The organism is Pseudomonas thivervalensis, assembly GCF_001269655.1.
In the GTDB taxonomy this organism is placed as follows: Bacteria; Pseudomonadota; Gammaproteobacteria; order Pseudomonadales; family Pseudomonadaceae; genus Aquipseudomonas; species Aquipseudomonas thivervalensis.
In genome coordinates, this window is the sequence record NZ_LHVE01000007.1 from 439,687 (window position 1) to 457,811 (window position 18,125).

Below are 18,125 nucleotides of genomic sequence, written 5' to 3' on the forward strand. Positions count from 1 at the left end.
TTTTCCTCACGAGATAGCCGCCAGCGGTTGCGCAGTGGCAACCAGCAGACGCTTGATTTCCGGTACGCAGGAACCGCATTGCGTGCCGCAGCCCAGTTCTTTTTTCAGGCCCTGCAAGTCCAGGCCGCGCTCGATACCCGCGCAAACCGCACGCTGGCTGACGTTCATGCAGTTGCACAGCGTTTTGCTGCCGCCCAACGTGGCGCCGGCATTGCCCGGCGGCGCGCTCAACGGCGCGAGCAGCCAGCGCCGCAGTTGTTCATCGGCACGGCCTTCCAGCCACAGGTTTTGCAGCCAATGCCGGGCCAGGGTTTCACCGGCCAGGCGAATGGCGGTGATGCGGCCGTTTTCGATGCGCACCCGTTTACCGATAGAGCGACGTGGATCGTCATAGGCCAGCACCGGTCCGTCGATCAGGCCCAGTTGCTCATCGATGGCCTGGAGCAGTTGCGGTTCGGGCGCGACGGCGCTGGCAGCGCGAATCAGCAGTGCGGGACGCTCACGGCCGGTCAGGCTCAGGCTGACGTAGGAAAACGCCTCACAAAGGGGTCGTAGGGTCTCCAGGTGCTGTTGAACATCGCCTTCGATCAAGGCGAAAAGCTGCCAAGGCAGGTTCACCGGTTCCAGGCGCACGCCGCTGTGCTTGAGTTCCGGTTGTTTCGACAGGGGGTCGAAGGCCGGTTGAGTCAGGGTATTCACGCCGCCCTTGAGGAACCGATCACCCCAGTGCATGGGCAGGAACGCCTGGCCGGGGCGCACGCTGTCGTCGCTGTCCACGGCCACGATCACGCTGCCGCGACGGCTCTTGAGGTTGACCAGATCGCCCGCTTGCAGGCGGTGCCGGAGCAGTTCATCGGGATGCAGGCTGAGCACGGCTTCGTTCACATGACCAAACAACTGCGCGGCGGTGCCGGTACGGCTCATGCCGTGCCACTGGTCACGCAAGCGGCCAGTATTGAGGGTCAATGGGTAGCGGGCGTCACGCAGCTCCTTGGCGGCGCGATAGGGATCGGCTACAAACCGCGCCCGGCCGCTGTCAGTGGGGAAAATCCCGTCCACGTACAGGCGAGCCGTCCCGACCGTGGCACCTTCGGGGAAGGGCCATTGCTGAGGGCCGAGGCGGTCGATCAAATCGTGACTGATGCCGGACAAATCCAGGTCGCGGCCACGGGTCAGCTGTTTGTATTCATCGAACAACTGGGCCGGGGTGTCAAAGGCGAACAGGCTGGGTTGGCCCGGACGCAGGTGTTTCTCCAGGCGTTGTGCGAAATCCACGGTGATGGCCCAGTCCGGACGCGCTTCACCGGGTGCGCCAATGGCCCGACGAACGTGGGAAATGCGCCGTTCGGAGTTGGTCACCGAGCCTTCTTTCTCGCCCCAGCTAGCGGCCGGCAACAGCAGGTCGGCAAAGGCGGCGGTCTCGGTGGTCCGGAAGGCTTCTTGCAACACCACGAATGGGCAGGCTTGCAGGGCCTCACGTACCGCCGTCTGGTCCGGCATCGATTGGGCCGGGTTGGTGCAGGCGATCCACAAGGCCTTGATCTTGCCGCTGCGCACCTGCTCGAACAGCTCGATGGCGCTCAAGCCGGTGCTGGCGGGCAATTGCTCGACACCCCAATAGCGCGCGACGTCGGCGCGATGCTCCGGATTACCGGCTTCACGATGACCCGGCAACAGGTTCGACAGGCTGCCGGTTTCCCGTCCGCCCATGGCATTGGGTTGACCGGTCAGCGAGAACGGGCCGGCACCCGGTCGGCCGATCTGCCCGGTGGCCAGGTGCAGGTTGATCAATGCGCTGTTTTTCGCGCTACCAGAGGTGGACTGGTTCAGACCCATGCACCACAAGGACAGGAAGCTCGGCGACGTGCCGACCCATTCGGCGCACTGGTGCAGTTGTTCGACGCTGATGCCGCACAACTGGGCGACCATCGCCGGGGTGTAGTCGCGGACCAGGTTCTTCAGGTCTGACAGGCCTTCGGTGTGGGCCTTGATGAAGTCGCGGTCGACCCAGTCTTCCCACAACAGCAGGTGCAAAATCCCATGGAACAAGGCGACATCGGTACCCGGCAGAATCGCCAGGTGCAGGTCCGCCAAGTCGCAGGTGTCAGTGCGCCGGGGGTCGATGACGATGATTTTCATCTGCGGCCGGCGGGATTTGGCCTCTTCGAGACGGCGAAAGAGGATGGGATGGGCGTAGGCCATGTTACTGCCGACGATCATCACGCAGTCGCTCAGCTCCAAGTCTTCGTAGCTGCAAGGTGGGGCGTCGGCACCGAGGCTGCGTTTGTAGCCCACCACGGCGGAGGACATGCACAACCGCGAATTGCTGTCGATGTTGTTGGTGCCCACCAAGGCCCGGGCGAGCTTGTTGAAGGCGTAGTAATCCTCGGTCAGCAACTGCCCGGAGATGTAGAACGCCACGCTGTCGGGGCCATGCTCGGCGATGGTATCGGCGAAGACACTGGCGGCATGATCCAGGGCGCTGGCCCAGTCGGTACGGGCCCGGGCCAGGCCTTTGCCCAGGCGCAGCTCCGGGTACAGGGCGCGGGCGGCGAGGTCGCCGGTCAGGTGCAGGGTCGAGCCTTTGCTGCACAGTTTGCCGAAGTTGGCCGGGTGGGCGGGATCGCCGCTGACGCCGAGGATGCGCTCGCCGTCATGCTCGATCAGGACGCCGCAACCGACCCCGCAATAACAGCAGGTCGAGGCAGTGATCTGGCGGTTCATCAGCTTGCGTCCCGCAGGGCCAGTTGCACCCGGCCGTTTTCGACCCGGGCCGAATGATGATGGGCGCAGCCCACGTCAGGGGCCTGGGCCAGACCGGTTTCCAGGTCGATCTGCCAGTTGTGCAACGGGCAGGCCACGCGCTTGCCGTAGACCAACCCTTGGGACAGCGGGCCACCTTTATGCGGGCAACGGTCATCGAGGGCGAACACTTCATCGTCGCTGGTACGGAAAATCGCGATATCGCCTTTGGGGCCATTGATGATGCGCGAACCGAGGACATTGATCTCTTCCAGTGCGCAGATATCCAACCAGTTCATGCCGGCACCTCCAGGTTCTTCACGGGGATGACTTCGAACTCTTTCTTCAACTGAGGCTGTTCCAGGCGTTGCTTCCAAGGGTCCTGTTCCAGCGACAGGGAAAACTTCAGGCGTTCGTGGAGAGCCTTGCGTCGCTCGGGGTCTTCCAGCACAGCTTTCTTGATGTGCTCCATGCCAACCCGCTGCATGTAATGCACGGTGCGTTCGAGGTAGAAGGCTTCCTCGCGGTACAGCTGCAGAAAGGCGCCGTTGTATTCACGCACTTCTTCGGCGGTCTTGAGCTTGACGAAAAACTCGGCGACCTCGGTCTTGATCCCGCCATTGCCGCCGATGTACATCTCCCAGCCGGAATCGACGCCGATAATTCCCACGTCCTTGATGCCGGCTTCCGAGCAGTTGCGTGGGCAGCCGGAGACGGCCAGCTTCACTTTGTGTGGCGACCACATGTTGAACAGGTCGTGTTCCAACTCGATGCCCAGTTGGGTGGAGTTCTGCGTGCCGAAGCGGCAGAACTCGCTGCCGACGCAGGTCTTCACGGTGCGGATGGATTTGCCGTAGGCGTGGCCGGACGGCATGTCGAGGTCTTTCCAGACGCCGGGCAGGTCCTGCTTCTTGATCCCCAGCAAATCGATGCGCTGCCCACCGGTGACCTTGACCATCGGCACGTTGTACTTGTCGGCCACGTCGGCGATGCGCCGCAGCTCGGACGGGTTGGTCACGCCGCCCCACATCCGCGGGACCACGGAGTAGGTGCCGTCTTTCTGGATGTTGGCGTGGGCGCGTTCGTTGATCAGGCGCGACTGCGGGTCGTCGTGGGCTTCGCCAGGCCAGGTGGAGATCAGGTAGTAGTTCAACGCCGGGCGGCAGGTGGCGCAACCGTTCGGGGTGCGCCAGTTCAGGTAGCTCATGGTCCCGGCGATGGTCAAAAGGTGCTGGTCGCGGATCGCCTGGCGGATCTGGCCGTGGTTGAGGTCGCTGCAACCGCAGATGGCTTTTTCGCTTTTCGGCTTGACGTCCGCCGCGCCGCCGACGGTGTTGATCAGGATCTGTTCCACCAGGCCAGCGCAGGAGCCACAGGAACTGGCGGCTTTGGTGTGTTTCTTCACGTCATCGACGCTGAACAGTCCATGTTCCTGGATCGCCTTGACGATGGTGCCCTTGCACACGCCATTGCAGCCGCAGACTTCGGCGGTGTCGGCCATGCTCATGGCTTTGTCCTGGCCTTGGTGGCCGACGTCGCCCAGCGCATTTTCACCAAACATGAGGTGATCGCGGATCTCGCTGATGCCGTGGTTCTCACGGATCTGGCGGAAGTACCAGCCGCCGTCTGCGGTATCGCCGTACAGGCAGGCGCCGACCAACACGTCGTCCTTGATCACCAATTTCTTGTAGACGCCGCCAATCGGGTCGGAAAGGGTGATGGTCTCGGTGCCTTCACCGCCCATGAAGTCGCCGGCGGAGAACAGGTCGATGCCGGTGACTTTCAACTTGGTCGACGTGACAGAGCCTTTGTAAGTGGCGAAGCCCAGTTGCGCGAGGTGGTTGGCGCAGACCTTGGCCTGTTCGAACAGCGGTGCCACCAGGCCGTAGGCGGTGCCGCGATGACTGGCGCATTCGCCGATGGCGTAGATGCGCGGGTCGTAGGTTTGCATCGTGTCGTTGACCAGGATCCCGCGGTTGCACGGGATACCGGATTTTTCCGCCAGTTCGGTATTGGGACGGATGCCGGCGGCCATCACCACCAGGTCGGCGGGAATGATGTCGCCGTTCTTGAACTGGACCGAGCCGACCCGGCCATTGCCGGCGTCGTGCAGGGCCTGGGTCTGTTCGCAGAGGCGGAACTTCAGGCCACGGTTTTCCAGGGCAGTTTGCAGCAGTTGGCCGCTGGTCTTGTCCAGTTGCCGTTCCAACAGCCATTCGCCGATGTGGACGACGGTCACGTCCATGCCCCGCAGTTTCAAACCGTTGGCCGCTTCCAGGCCCAGCAGGCCGCCACCGATGACCACGGCGTGCTTGTGGGTCTTGGCGGTGTCGATCATTGCCTGGGTGTCGGCGATGTCACGGTAGCCGATCACGCCGTCCAGGGTGTTGCCGGGGATCGGCAGAATGAAGGGTGTGGAGCCGGTGGCGATCAGCAGGCGATCGTATTCGGCTTCGCTGCCGTCTTCGGCGATGACGCGGCGCTTGACCCGGTCGATCTCCACCACTTTGCGGTTGAGCAGCAGCTTGATGTTGTTGTCCAGGTACCAGCTCAGGTCGTTGAGCACGATCTCTTCGAACGTCTGCTCACCGGCCAGCACCGGCGAGAGCAGGATGCGGTTGTAGTTGGTGTGGGGCTCGGCGCCGAACACCGTGATGTCGTACAGCTCGTTGCTCAGCTTGAGCAATTCCTCGAGGGTGCGAACCCCGGCCATGCCGTTGCCGATCATCACCAGTTTGAGTTTTTTCATCAGGGTTCTCCGCAAGCTCATGTCCGTTTCATCACGGCGATCGGACTGGCTCGGCAATTTTTACGAAAACAAAAAAAGGCGTCCCGCTAGCACAAGCTAGCGAGGACGCCTTTGTCCTGGTCCCGTTCTCTCGGGAAGCACCGCCTTCATCGTTGGAGGCGTTGCTTTATGTATGGTGAGAGAGGTTATGCAGTGGTTGTGCCAAGTGCTTCGGGGGCGCGGATTTATTGGGGCTAGCGCGGGGCGGGGGCGTTGGAGGGGGATTTATTGCACCGAATCAAAGCGTGTTGCCCGGTAATGGAGCGCGCAAGGGCTAGAGAAAAAGCTTTTGTGGCGAGGGAGCTTGCTCCCGCTGGGCTGCGAAGCAGACCCAAAAAAACGGCGACCGCTGCGCGCTCGAGCGGGAGCAAGCTCCCTCGCCACGGTCATGAGTGGAATACCAGGAACAGCAGCGCAACGTTCATCACCAACGACACCAGCGCCAACGTCCGCCAGACCTTCAGCGGCTCTCGTTCCAGCAGCGGCCTGGGCCGTACGCTCAAACTTCGGCGCTCGCCCTGTTCCAGCAGCAACAGCCATTCCTCGGCGGTTTCAAAGCGCTGGCCCGGATCTGCCGCGACGGCACGTTCCAGGCTTTGCCCGAGCCATTCGGCCAGGTCCGGCCGATAGCGGCTGGCACTGACCGGCACACCAAAGCGCGGTCGCTGGAAGGCTTCGATTTCGCCGTAGGGATAATGCCCAGTCAGCAGGAAGTACAAGGTCACGCCGACGGCGTACAAATCCTGCTGCGCCGTGGGGGCGGTGCCACCGAAGGCTTCCGGGGCAATGTAGCTGGGAGTGCCGGGCAACACGTTGGCCTGGTCCTCCGACAGGCCCGGGCAGTACGCCAGGCCAAAGTCCAGCAAGCGCAATTCGCCGTCGTCGCCCAGGTGCAGGTTTTCCGGCTTGATGTCGCGGTGGTAGATCTGCCGTCGATGCAACAGACCCACCGCCCGCACCAGCCGTTGCGCCAGGTCCTGCCATTGGGCCAGGGGCAACGGCCCGCCCTGGTTGAACAGCTCGGCCAGGGTCGCGCCGGGATATTCGCGCATCACGTAGTACAGGTGCTGACGTTGGGGAACGCCATGCACCTCGGGAAACTGCCGTCCGGCGACGCGCTTGAGAAACCATTCCTCCGAGAGCAAGGCCTGGCCAGCGCGGCTGTCGTCCCGTAGTTGCACGGGCAAGGTCTTCAGCAGCCAGGGTTGACCCTGGCCGTCGCGCACGCGGTAGAGCAACGATTGCTGGCTCTGGCCGAGCAGGCTTTCGATCTGCCAACCCTCGAATACTTGGCCCGCTTTCAGTGCAGGCGGCAGGGGCCATTGCTGCAACTGGATCAGGGCATCGCCAATGCTGGACTCGCCCAGGGCATCGACCCGCACCAACAACGCGCTGGCATTGTCCTGGCTGCCGGCCAGGTGCGCGGCGTTGACCAGCGTCTGTGCGGCGAGGTTCAGGTCCGGCTGGTCGCGAAGGATGCCGGCGATGGCCGTGTCCCCCAAGACCGCCCAGACGCCATCGCTGAGCAACACGAAGGTTTCGTCGGTGCGCAATTCGCCGTCGAGAAAATCGAGGATCAGGTGTTGATCCAGGCCCAGGGCCCGCTTGAGCACATGTTGCATGCCCTGCTGTTCCCAGACGTGATCTTCGCTGACCCGTTGCAGGTGATCGGCGTGCCAGCGGTAGACCCGGCAATCACCGACGTGGGCCAAGGTGAAGCGCCGGCCCCGCAGGACCAGGGCGCTGACAGTGGTGAGCAGCGGTTGCCCACCGCCGTTGGCCTGCAGCCAGCGGTTCTGGGCCAGCAACAGCCGGTCCAGTGCCTGGGCCACGCCCCAGGTTTGCGGCGTGGAATAGTAGTCCAGGGCCAGGGCCTGCAAGGTCGAACGGGCGGCCAGTCCGCCATCGGCGCATTGGCTCACGCCGTCGGCGATGGCGAACAGGTAACCCTTGCTGGCGGCCAGGGCCGGGGCGGGGGTGACCAGGCGCAGGGCGTCCTGGTTTTCCTCCCGTGGGCCGATGGCGCTGGCTTCGGCGAAACTCAATTGCAGGCTCATGGTTGCAGGTTAGACCCGAGCAGCGGTGACAGCGGCCGAACCCCAAGTGGTTCTCCAGCGACGCTTGACGCCGTACAGGCCGAACCAGGCCAGGACGCCGAGGCTGGCGAACAACCACAGCGCCAGTTGATAACTGCCGGTGCTCTGCTTGATCGCACCCATGCCTGCCGCCAGGGCGAAGCCGCCGATGCCGCCGGCCATGCCGATCAGCCCGGTCATCACGCCGATTTCGCGACGGAAGCGTTGTGGCACCAGTTGGAATACCGCACCGTTGCCCGCACCCAAACCGAGCATGGTGCAGACGAACAAGGCCAGGGCCGCATAGGAGCTTGGCAGGTTGAAGCCCACTGCGGCGATGCAGACGGCCGCCACGGTGTACATGCCCAGCAAGGTGCGGATGCCACCGAAACGGTCCGCCAGGGCGCCGCCCAAGGGACGCATCAGGCTGCCACCGAAGACGCAGGCGGCGGTGTAGTAGCCGGCAGTGACGGGGCTCAGGCCATATTGGTCGTTGAAGTAGCCGGGCAGGGCGCTGGCCAGGCCGATGAAACCGCCGAAGGTTACGCTGTAGAAGAACATGAACCACCAGCTGTCACGGTCGCCGAGGGCCTTGAGGTAGTCGGCCATGGATTTGGCTTTTGGACGCTCTGGGGCGTTCTTGGCCAGCCAGGCGAAGAGGACCAGGGTCAGCACCAGCGGGATCAGCGCGAAGCCGAACACGTTGGTCCAGCCGAACGCCACCGCCATGACCGGTGCGATCAATGCTGCAAGTACGGTGCCCGAGTTACCGGCCCCGGCGATGCCCATGGCCTTGCCCTGGTGTTGTGGCGGATACCATTGGGAGGCCAGTGGCAGGGCCACGGCGAACGAGGCGCCGGCCACGCCCAGGAACAGGCCCAGCAACAGCGCTTGTTCGTAGCTGTGGATGCCCAGCTTCCAGGCGCAGAACAGCGCGCCGATCACAATCACCTGGCCGACCATGCCGGCGGTCTTCGGTGAAATCCGGTCGGCCAGCAGGCCCATGAACAGGCGCAGCACGGCACCGGCCAGGATTGGCGTAGCGACCATCAGGCCGCGTTGCTGGGTGGTCAGGTGCAGGTCAGCGGAGATTTGTACCGCCAGTGGGCCGAGCAGGTACCAGACCATGAAACTCAGGTCGAAATAAAGAAAGGCCGCGAACAGTGTCGGGGTGTGGCCGGATTTCCAGAAGCTTGAATTCATCGCGCACCTCAGCTGTAAAAGTCTCGAGAAATGAGTCAGTGCTTAGAGCAGTGCGCCGCCTGTGGTCGCACCACCGGCCCCGAAGAGCCAAAACAAAAAAACGCCGCAACCCGGATCGCCAGAGAGGCAAGAAGGGTGTGCGACGTCTTTGTCGTAGGTGGGGCAACCGCCGTTGGTTACCTGTGGGGTTGCTTAAGCGAGATCTGTGCCAGGTCTGTCATGATCGTTCCCACGCTCTGCGTGGGAATGCATCCCGTGACGCTCTGCGTCACCTTGTGAAGCGAAACGCGGAGCGTCCCTGGCGGCATTCCCACGCAGAGCGTGGGAACGATCATTAGTAGGGGGCAAGGCAGGCGCTACAGGGCTTTCAGCCGAGCAGTTCGTTCATGGCAATGATCTGCTCCGCCACCTGGATCAGCTTCTGCTGGCGGCTCATGGCCTGGCGGCGCATCAGGGTGTAGGCCTGTTCCTCGTTGCATTCCTTCATCTTCATCAGCATGCCCTTGGCCAGTTCGATGCGCTTGCGTTCGGCCAGTTGCTGGTCCCGGGCCAAGAGCTGGGCACGCAAGGCCTGGTCGCTTTCGAAGCGGGCCATGGCCACGTCGAGGATCGGTTGCAGGCGCGCGGCATGGATGCCTTCGACGATGTAGGCGCTGACGCCTGACTTGATCGCCTGGCGCATCACATTGGGGTCGTGCTCGTCGGTAAACATGACGATCGGTCGTGGCTGGTCGCGACTGACCAGCACCACTTGTTCCATCACATCGCGCCCGGGTGACTCAGTATCGATCAGGATCACATCCGGGCGCACCGTTTCGACGCGCGCTGGCAGGTCGATGGTCAGGCCGGACTCGTCGATCACTTCGAAGCCGGCTTCAATCAGCGCAGCCTTGAGGCGGCCGACTTTTTTCGCGGTGTCGTTGATCAGCAGGATACGCAGCATGGTCGTGGCTCCTGTCAGCGGCTGGCGAGAAGGGGAGCCGCATCGCTCAAGGCGTGCAGTTTGAAGCTGCGGGCGTACCCGGCCGGGTCCGAGCCATCCCAGGTGGTGCCGTCGATCAACTGGCTGCTGCGCATGTCCTGGACCGGGGACGCAATGTCCAGCGCCGCGCAGGCTTCACGGTACAGCGTGAGCTGCTGGACGTCCCGGGTTACGGCCAGGTAATCCGGGTCTTCGCGCAGCAGGCCCCAGCGACGGAACTGGGTCATGAACCACATGCCGTCGGACAGGTACGGCAGGTTCACCTCGCCGCCGCCATGAAAACGCATGGCGTGGGGATCCTGCCAACTGTTGCCCAAGCCGTCGGCATAGATGCCCAGCAGGCGTGGCTCGATACAGTCCAGCGGGGCGTCGAGGTATTCCGGCGCACTCAACAGTTGCGCGGTGCTGCGACGGTTCTCGTTGCTTTGCTCGATGAAGCGGCTGGCTTCGAGGATCGCCATCACCAAGGCCCGGGCGGTATTGGGGTATTGCTCGACGAACGCACGGGTGCAGCCGAGGACTTTTTCCGGGTGATCCGGCCAGATGGTCTGGGTGGTCGCCAGGGTAAAGCCGAGGTTTTGCTTCACCGCGCTGGCGCACCAGGGTTCGCCCACACAAAACCCGTCGATGCGCCCGGCTTGCAGGTGCGCGACCATTTGTGGCGGCGGCACCACCACGCTGTCGACGTCCGACAAGGGGTGGATGCCCTGGGCGGCGAGCCAGTAATAGAGCCACATGGCGTGGGTGCCGGTGGGGAAGGTCTGGGCGAAGGTCAGTTTCGGGCGAGTTTGGTGCACGTGCCGTTCCAGTGCTTCAGGACTGGTCACGCCCTGGGCCTGCAAGCCATGGGACAGGTTGATGCTCTGGCCATTCTGGTTCAGCCCCATCAACACCGCCATGTCGGTCGGGGCGACCCCGCCGATGCCCAAGTGCACGGCGTAGATCAGGCCATACAGGCTGTGGGCGGCATCGATTTCACCGCTGACCAGTTTGTCCCGCAGATTGGCCCAGGACGCCTGGCGCTTGAGGTTCAAGGTCAGGCCGTAAGGTTGGGCGAAGCCCTGGGTGGCGGCCACCACCACCGGGGCACAGTCGCTCAAGGCCATGAAACCGAGGTTGACCGCGCTCTTTTCCGGGGCATCGCTGCCGTTGACCCAGGCCAGGGGATTGGCTGGAACTTCATTCATCGGTATCACCTTCCGCATAAAAAAGCGCCGTGTCCGGGCTCAGGAGACCGGACGACGACGCCGTTGTCCCTTAAAACAGTGTGGCACTCATTCCGTCGCTGGCATGGGTGCTGATGACCAAAAGGGTGCAAGGCATATGCCAGCGCTATCGTTTTGTGCGGGCGCCTCGCTTGAGCCGCCGTTGCCCGGCTATAATCGCCGCCTCATTTCGTCGCCCGAGTCAAAGCCGCCCATGTACACCCTGGCCCGTGAACTGCTGTTCAAACTCTCCCCGGAAACTTCCCACGACCTGTCCCTGGACTTGATCGGCGCGGGCGGACGCCTCGGCCTCAACGGCTTGCTGTGCAAGGCCCCGGCGAAATTGCCGGTGACGGTCATGGGCCTGGCGTTTCCCAACCCGGTCGGTTTGGCGGCGGGCCTGGACAAGAATGGCGCGGCCATCGACGGCTTCGCCCAGTTGGGTTTCGGTTTCGTGGAAATCGGCACCGTCACCCCACGACCGCAGCCGGGCAACCCCAAGCCACGGATCTTTCGCCTGCCGCAAGCCGAGGCGATCATCAACCGCATGGGGTTCAACAACCTGGGCGTCGATCATCTGCTGGCCCGTGTGGCCGCGGCCAAGTACCAGGGCGTGCTGGGCATCAACATCGGCAAGAACTTCGACACGCCGGTGGAGCGCGCAGTCGACGACTACCTGATCTGCCTGGACAAGGTCTACGCCCACGCCAGCTACGTGACCGTCAACGTCAGCTCCCCCAACACCCCGGGGCTGCGCAGCCTGCAATTCGGTGATTCGCTCAAGCAACTGCTGGCCGACCTGGCCAGGCGTCGCGCGGAACTGGCGTTGACCCACGGCCGGCATGTGCCACTGGCGATCAAGATCGCCCCGGACATGACCGACGAGGAGACCACCCAGGTGGCCCAGGCCCTGATCGAGACGGGCATGGACGCGGTGATCGCCACCAACACGACCCTGGGGCGCGAAGGCGTCGAAGGGCTGGAGCACGGTGACGAGGCGGGTGGCTTGTCGGGCGCGCCAGTGCGTGACAAGAGCACCCACACTGTGAAGGTGCTGGCCGCCGAATTGGCGGGGCGCTTGCCGATCATCGCGGCGGGCGGTATTACCGAAGGCAAGCACGCCGCCGAGAAGATCACTGCCGGGGCGAGCCTGGTGCAGGTCTATTCAGGCTTCATCTACAAAGGGCCGGCGTTGATTCGTGAGTCGGTGGATGCGATTGCTGCGTTGGGTTGAAGCGAAGGTTAAAGTTCGGCGCTGATCCATTGTGGCGAGGGAGCTTGCTCCCGCTGGACTCTGTAGGAGCTGGCGTAGCCTGCGATCTTTTGATCTTGGTCGTTCGCTTTTGGCTCAATTGTCTGGGACAAGATCGCAGCCTCGTTGCACTCGACAGCTCCTACAGGGCGCAGCCCAGCGGGAGCAAGCTCCCTCGCCACAGAATGTTGTCTTTGAGATGTCCATTAAAAAGGGCTCCTCGAAGGAGCCCCCTGGGCCGTAGCCCGCCGTCCGGATGGGACGTGCGTGGTTAAATCGATAGGGATGTCAAATTGTCGAGTTCTTGAGTATTAAGCCCTGTGTCAGCCGACGGCGTGAAGTTCGTTGAGTCTGTGGATACCCGCAGTGCCGGTCATACCGTCCCAGTTGTCGCCGCGTCCTTCTCGCCAGCCATTGATCCAGGCTTGACGTACCGACGGTAGAGTAAAGGGGCAAAGCTCACGGGATTTACCACCAACGCCATATTGGTAACCACGCAAAAATGCTCTTTCCAACGGATCACGCTTAAGTCTTCTCATAGGGTGTTGCCCTCACTTGTTGACTGTTGCTTAGCGTCGACCTCTATCGAGGCCGGGGCAGAATCATTCTGCCGTTGGGGGCTCGTTGCCGGCGTGACGAGCCAAGGTGTTGACGCCGTTGCGACGTCAACCTGTGTTGAGTTCTAACCAAAGCGTCGCAGGGATGGAATGATCGTTTTGTCATAAGCACGTAACAATAAAGATGTTAGGGAGATAAGTAACTTGATGTTCGTTGACCGCTTTTGAGCGAGACCCCTGTATGATCGGCCCTGCGCCAAAGGGGGCTGCCCTCCCTCGAATGAGAATGTCCTCCCGTTGCACTCGGGTACTATTCGACGAAAGGGTCGAGTTTTCACAATTTGTTGCACAGAATTTTTTTTCTGCCTTCGCATCTAAGCTCTTTTAACCTGAGCGGCGAGGGCGGCACGGCACACTTTCGTGCCACGCGGGTGCTCTTGAGAAAAGCACCTGACTGAACCCGGCCCGGCAATGCGTTGCCCGGTCCACTTAGCCAAAGGCTCTGGAAATCCCATGTCCGATCGTTTCGAACTCTTCCTCACTTGTCCCAAGGGCCTCGAAGGCCTGCTGATCGAGGAAGCCGTCGGGCTTGGCCTTGAAGAGGCGCGCGAGCACACCTCCGCCGTGCGCGGCATGGCCGACATGGAAACGGCCTATCGCCTGTGCCTGTGGTCGCGCCTGGCCAACCGCGTGTTGCTGGTGCTCAAGCGCTTTGCGATGAAGGACGCCGAAGACCTGTACCACGGCGTGCTGGATGTCGACTGGCAAGACCACATGCTGGCCGATGGCACTCTGGCCGTGGAGTTCAGCGGCCATGGCTCGGGCATCGACAACACCCACTTCGGTGCCTTGAAGGTCAAGGACGCCATCGTCGACAAGCTGCGCACGCCATCGGGCGAGCGGCCATCCATCGACAAGCTCAACCCGGACCTGCGCATTCACCTGCGCCTGGACCGCGGCGAAGCGATCCTCTCCCTCGACCTTTCCGGCCATAGCCTGCACCAGCGCGGTTATCGCTTGCAGCAAGGCGCCGCGCCGCTGAAGGAAAACCTCGCCGCCGCGATCCTGATCCGTGCCGGTTGGCCGCGTATTGCCGCTGAAGGCGGGGCGCTGGCCGACCCGATGTGCGGCGTCGGCACGTTCCTGGTGGAAGCCGGCATGATCGCCGCTGACATGGCGCCGAACCTGCGTCGTCAGCAGTGGGGTTTCACCGCCTGGCTCGGCCACGTGCCGGCGTTGTGGAAGAAACTCCACGAAGAAGCCACCGAGCGCGCCGCCGCCGGGCTGGCCAAGCCACCGTTGTGGATTCGCGGCTACGAAGCCGACCCGCGGCTGATCCAACCGGGCCGCAACAACGTCGAACGTGCGGGCCTGAGCGAGTGGATCAAGATCTATCAAGGCGAAGTCGCCACCTTCGAACCGCGTCCGGACCAGAATCAGAAAGGCCTGGTGATCTGCAACCCGCCGTATGGCGAGCGTCTGGGCGATGAAGCGAGCTTGCTTTACCTCTACCAGAACCTCGGCGAGCGCCTGCGCCAGGCGTGCCTGAACTGGGAGGCGGCGGTATTCACCGGCGCGCCGGACCTGGGCAAGCGCATGGGCATTCGCAGCCACAAGCAGTATTCGTTCTGGAACGGCGCCTTGCCGTGCAAGTTGCTGCTGATCAAGGTCCTGCCGGACCAGTTCGTCACCGGCGAACGTCGCACCCCGGAACAACGCCAGGCCGAGCGTGAACAGGCCATTTACGATCAGGCCCCTGAAGTCCCGCAAGAGCGCCAGTACAACAAGAATGGCAACCCGATCAAACCTGCCCCGGCGCCAGCCCCTGTGGTCGAGCAGGCGCGGTTGAGCGAAGGCGGGCAGATGTTCGCCAATCGCCTGCAAAAGAACCTCAAGTTGCTGAGCAAATGGGCCAAGCGTGAAGGCGTGGATTGCTACCGGGTCTACGATGCCGACATGCCGGAATACTCCATGGCCATCGACCTCTACCACGATTGGGTTCACGTCCAGGAATACGTCGCGCCGAAGTCCATCGACCCGGAAAAGGCCTCGGCCCGACTGTTCGACGCCCTGGCGGCCATTCCCCAGGCACTGAACATCGACAAGAACCGCGTGGTGATCAAGCGCCGCGAGCGTCAGAGCGGTACCAAGCAGTACGAGCGCCAGAGCGCCCAGGGCAAGTTCACCGAGGTCAACGAAGGCGGCGTGAAGCTGCTGGTCAACCTCACCGACTACCTGGACACCGGGCTGTTTCTCGATCATCGGCCGATGCGCCTGCGGATCCAGAAAGAGGCGGCCGGCAAGCGCTTCCTCAACCTGTTCTGCTACACCGCGACCGCCAGCGTCCACGCCGCCAAGGGCGGCGCGCGCAGTACCACCAGCGTCGACTTGTCCAAGACCTACCTGGACTGGGCGCGGCGCAACCTGTCGCTCAATGGTTTTTCCGACAAGAACCGCCTGGAGCAGGGCGACGTGATGGCCTGGCTGGAAGCCAGTCGTGACGAGTACGACCTGATCTTCATCGACCCGCCGACCTTCTCCAACTCCAAGCGCATGGAAGGCGTGTTCGATGTGCAGCGCGACCACGTCCAGTTACTGGACCTGGCCATGGCGCGCCTGGCGCCGGGCGGTGTGCTGTATTTTTCCAACAACTTCCGCAAGTTCCAGCTCGAGGACAACCTCGGCGAGCGTTATGCGGTAGAAGAAATCACCGCCAAGACCATCGATCCGGATTTCGCTCGCAACGGGAAGATCCACCGTGCCTGGAAGATCATGGCGCGTTGATCGAGGCCGATTGGATCCACGGAGCCTTGTAATTCAAGGCTTTTAGCCTCATTTGGGGACTGGCCAAAGTGATGGCGAATAGCTATAACTTAGGCTGTGTCCAGGGCTGTGCCTATGCCTGGTACCTTTGCGAGTTGTATTTATGGCATTGCATCAGGTGCGCCCCAGGATCCTGGGCTTTATCAGCGAAGACGTGTCGGCCTGGCTGGTGGCTTCGCTGGTGCTGCTGGCCGGTACCTGCCTGACCGGCGTGCTGAGCTGGGCGATGATGAACCTGATCAACCAGCAATTGCGCCAGCGTTTCGAGTTGCAAGCCGAGGAGCGCTTCAGCCGCACCGAAGAACGGTTCCAGGACGAGGAACAACGTCTCGATGGCCTACGGCGGTTCTTTGCCAATTCGGCAGGGGTTTCCAACGCGGAATTTCATGGCTACGTCGAACCGTTGCTGCGGCGCACCCTGGCCTTCGCCTGGGCACCACGGATCACCCGGGAGCAACGACAATCCTTCGAACAAGCGACGCGGGAGCAGGGCGACGACTCCTTTGGCATCCGTGAGACCGGCGATGGCGGCGGCCTGCGGCAGGCCGCCGAGCGGGACGAATACGTGCCGGTGCTATACCTCCAGAGCCAGCCGCTCTCAATGTCACCCCTGGGGTTCGATCTGCTGTCCCATCCATTGCGTCGGGCCGCACTTGAGCAGGCGCGCTCGCTGGGCACGGTGGTGGTTTCGCAGCCGTTGGACCTGATGGGGGTGGGCCCGGATTTCGCGCGTGGGGTGTTGCTGGTTGCGCCGGTCACCCGAGCCTCGGCCAAGGAGCCGTTCGGTTACGTGGTGGCGGGCCTCAACATGCGTCAGTTGGTCGGCGATGGTTTGCCGGCCGCAGGTCATGACAACCTGTCGATGCGTGTTCTGGATCTGTCCACCGACGACCGGGAGGAAGTGTTGTTCGATTCCCTCGACGCGCCAGGCGACAGTGATTTGTCGGCGACCCGCCTGTTGCGCCTGGCCGATCGCAGCTACCGAGTGGAGTTGCGGCCCAGCCGGATGTTCCTGTCCTCCAATCACTCTTCTGTGACGAGCCTGGTGGTGCTGGGCAGCCTGCTCAGCCTGCTGCTCAGTGCCTTGCTCTATGTGCTGGTCAGCCAGCGCCAGCGGGCCTTGAAACTGGTCGAGCAACGCACCGGTGAATTGCGCGCTCGGGAGCAGGAATTGCGCGGTACCCATGGCCAGTTGCGCGGTGTGCTGGATGCCGCGACCCAGGTCGCGATCATCGCCACCGACCTGCGCGGCGTCATTACCACGTTCAACGCTGGCGCCGAACAGATGCTCGGCTACCAGGGGTGCGAGGTGTTGCAAAGCATGACCCTGGAAAGCCTGCATGTACCGCGCGAACTCCAGGCCCGGGCCGCCCAGCTTGGCGCGCGCTTTGGCAAGCCGATCCCCACCTGTCATGCGATGTTGCTCGAAGGCGGCGAACAGGGTGGGCAGCAGGCGCGGGAATGGACCCTGGTGCGCCGTGACGGCAGCCACCTGACCGTGAACATGCTGGCCACGCCGATGCTCGATGACCAGGGGCTGTGGGTCGGGCACCTGGCGATCTGCATCGACATCACTGAACGCAAGCGTGTCCACGAAGCACTGGCCGCCCGGGACCTGCTGCTGAAAAAACTCAGCGCCCATGTGCCTGGGGGGATCTATCAATTCAAGATGGATTTCAATGGCCGCTTCAGCGTGATCTATGCCAGCGACGGCATTCGTGACATCTATGAACTGGAACCTGATGTGCTGGTGCAGAACGCCGAGGCGATTTTTTCCCGTATTCATCCGTTGGACAGTACCCGCGTCCGTGCGTCGATTCGTGCTTCAGCCGATACCTTGAGCCCGTGGCGGGAAGAGTACCGGGTGCAGTTGCCCTTGCGCGGCCTGCGTTGGGTACGCGGCGAGGCCACGCCCGAGGAACTGCCTGGCGGCGGGGTGTTGTGGCACGGCTATATCTCGGATATTTCCGATCTCAAGCGCGTGGAAGAAGAATTGCGGGCGCTGTCCGTGACCGACGCCTTGACCGGCATTCGCAACCGCCGCTATTTCCAGGAGCGCCTGACTTCGGAAATGTCCCGGGTCGAGCGCGGTTCTGGAGGGCTGGCGGTGATCATGCTCGATATCGATCACTTCAAGCGCATCAACGACCAACACGGCCATGCGGTGGGCGACCGTGTGTTGCAGGCGGTCTGCCAGCGCATCGTGCAACGACTGCGCCGCACCGATGTGTTCTGCCGGCTGGGCGGGGAAGAGTTCGTGGTGCTGTGCCCGGACACTGACAGCGACAGCGCCTATTCCCTGGCGCTGGGGCTGTGGGAAGGCTTGCGGGCTGCGCCTATCGAGGATGTTGGGGTTGTCACTGCCAGCTTCGGCATTGCCACCTGGCGCGCCGGGGAGGGCGCCGATGCGCTGCTGCTAAGGGCCGACTCGGGTGTGTATGCGGCCAAGCAGGCCGGGCGGGATCGGGTCGAGACGCAGCTGGGCTAAAGGCTTCACG

11 protein-coding genes are annotated in these 18,125 nt (G+C 62.9%); 3 read left to right on the forward strand and 8 right to left on the reverse strand.

Annotated features, from left to right (window positions below; all coding sequences use genetic code 11):
* Positions 1-6: 6 nt before the first annotated feature.
* From AD659_RS09755 to AD659_RS09785, 7 genes are all read right to left on the reverse strand, one after another.
* Complete coding sequence (locus AD659_RS09755; protein WP_053120610.1) at positions 7-2,724, reverse strand: nitrate reductase; 2,718 nt, start codon at positions 2,722-2,724, stop codon at positions 7-9.
* The gene (gene nirD, locus AD659_RS09760; RefSeq protein WP_053120612.1) at positions 2,724-3,041 is read right to left on the reverse strand and encodes a nitrite reductase small subunit NirD; all 318 of its coding nucleotides are present in this window, start codon (positions 3,039-3,041) and stop codon (positions 2,724-2,726) included. The genes AD659_RS09755 and nirD overlap by 1 nt, the downstream gene beginning before the upstream one ends.
* Complete coding sequence (gene nirB / locus AD659_RS09765) at positions 3,038-5,491, reverse strand: nitrite reductase large subunit NirB (protein WP_053120614.1); 2,454 nt, start codon at positions 5,489-5,491, stop codon at positions 3,038-3,040. The genes nirD and nirB overlap by 4 nt, the downstream gene beginning before the upstream one ends.
* 425 nt (positions 5,492-5,916) lie before the next feature.
* Positions 5,917-7,587, reverse strand: a complete 1,671-nt coding sequence (locus AD659_RS09770; protein WP_053120616.1) for a bifunctional protein-serine/threonine kinase/phosphatase — start codon at positions 7,585-7,587, stop codon at positions 5,917-5,919.
* 9 nt (positions 7,588-7,596) lie between these two features.
* The gene (locus AD659_RS09775; RefSeq protein ID WP_053120618.1) at positions 7,597-8,808 is read right to left on the reverse strand and encodes a nitrate/nitrite transporter; all 1,212 of its coding nucleotides are present in this window, start codon (positions 8,806-8,808) and stop codon (positions 7,597-7,599) included.
* 367 nt (positions 8,809-9,175) lie between these two features.
* Positions 9,176-9,751 carry an ANTAR domain-containing response regulator gene (locus AD659_RS09780; protein ID WP_003199539.1) on the reverse strand — a complete coding sequence of 192 codons (576 nt, stop codon included), beginning with the start codon at positions 9,749-9,751 and terminating at the stop codon, positions 9,176-9,178.
* A 14-nt stretch (positions 9,752-9,765) separates the two neighbouring features.
* Positions 9,766-10,977 (reverse strand): CmpA/NrtA family ABC transporter substrate-binding protein, encoded by a 1,212-nt coding sequence (locus tag AD659_RS09785; protein WP_053120619.1) that lies wholly within the window; start codon positions 10,975-10,977, stop codon positions 9,766-9,768.
* 232 nt (positions 10,978-11,209) lie between these two features.
* Between AD659_RS09785 and AD659_RS09790 the strand changes: the two genes are divergently transcribed.
* Positions 11,210-12,229, forward strand: a complete 1,020-nt coding sequence (locus tag AD659_RS09790) for a quinone-dependent dihydroorotate dehydrogenase (protein WP_053120621.1) — start codon at positions 11,210-11,212, stop codon at positions 12,227-12,229.
* A gap of 341 nt (positions 12,230-12,570) precedes the next feature.
* Here AD659_RS09790 and rmf read toward each other — a convergent pair whose 3' ends face one another.
* Positions 12,571-12,786 carry a ribosome modulation factor gene (gene rmf, locus AD659_RS29175; RefSeq protein ID WP_003223300.1) on the reverse strand — a complete coding sequence of 72 codons (216 nt, stop codon included), beginning with the start codon at positions 12,784-12,786 and terminating at the stop codon, positions 12,571-12,573.
* A 531-nt stretch (positions 12,787-13,317) separates the two neighbouring features.
* On the opposite strand from rmf, the gene rlmKL reads away from it, so the two are divergent.
* Positions 13,318-15,588, forward strand: coding sequence for a bifunctional 23S rRNA (guanine(2069)-N(7))-methyltransferase RlmK/23S rRNA (guanine(2445)-N(2))-methyltransferase RlmL (gene rlmKL, locus AD659_RS09795; RefSeq protein ID WP_053120623.1), 2,271 nt, complete (start codon positions 13,318-13,320; stop codon positions 15,586-15,588).
* Positions 15,589-15,730: 142 nt separating this feature from the next.
* On the forward strand, positions 15,731-18,115 hold the full coding sequence (locus AD659_RS09800) for a sensor domain-containing diguanylate cyclase (RefSeq protein ID WP_053120625.1): 2,385 nt from the start codon (positions 15,731-15,733) through the stop codon (positions 18,113-18,115).
* The last annotated feature ends 10 nt before the right edge of the window (positions 18,116-18,125 follow it).

What these genes read in the sequence shown, in the direction of transcription:
- AD659_RS09785 (WP_053120619.1), bottom strand. Translation starts at nt 10,977, where the DNA reads ATGAATGAAGTTCCAGCCAATCCCCTGGCCTGGGTCAACGGCAGCGAT.
- AD659_RS09790 (WP_053120621.1), top strand. Translation starts at nt 11,210, where the DNA reads ATGTACACCCTGGCCCGTGAACTGCTGTTCAAACTCTCCCCGGAAACT.
- rlmKL (WP_053120623.1), top strand. Translation starts at nt 13,318, where the DNA reads ATGTCCGATCGTTTCGAACTCTTCCTCACTTGTCCCAAGGGCCTCGAA.
- rmf (WP_003223300.1), bottom strand. Translation starts at nt 12,786, where the DNA reads ATGAGAAGACTTAAGCGTGATCCGTTGGAAAGAGCATTTTTGCGTGGT.
- AD659_RS09800 (WP_053120625.1), top strand. Translation starts at nt 15,731, where the DNA reads ATGGCATTGCATCAGGTGCGCCCCAGGATCCTGGGCTTTATCAGCGAA.
- AD659_RS09755 (WP_053120610.1), bottom strand. Translation starts at nt 2,724, where the DNA reads ATGAACCGCCAGATCACTGCCTCGACCTGCTGTTATTGCGGGGTCGGT.
- nirB (WP_053120614.1), bottom strand. Translation starts at nt 5,491, where the DNA reads ATGAAAAAACTCAAACTGGTGATGATCGGCAACGGCATGGCCGGGGTT.
- nirD (WP_053120612.1), bottom strand. Translation starts at nt 3,041, where the DNA reads ATGAACTGGTTGGATATCTGCGCACTGGAAGAGATCAATGTCCTCGGT.
- AD659_RS09780 (WP_003199539.1), bottom strand. Translation starts at nt 9,751, where the DNA reads ATGCTGCGTATCCTGCTGATCAACGACACCGCGAAAAAAGTCGGCCGC.
- AD659_RS09770 (WP_053120616.1), bottom strand. Translation starts at nt 7,587, where the DNA reads ATGAGCCTGCAATTGAGTTTCGCCGAAGCCAGCGCCATCGGCCCACGG.
- AD659_RS09775 (WP_053120618.1), bottom strand. Translation starts at nt 8,808, where the DNA reads ATGAATTCAAGCTTCTGGAAATCCGGCCACACCCCGACACTGTTCGCG.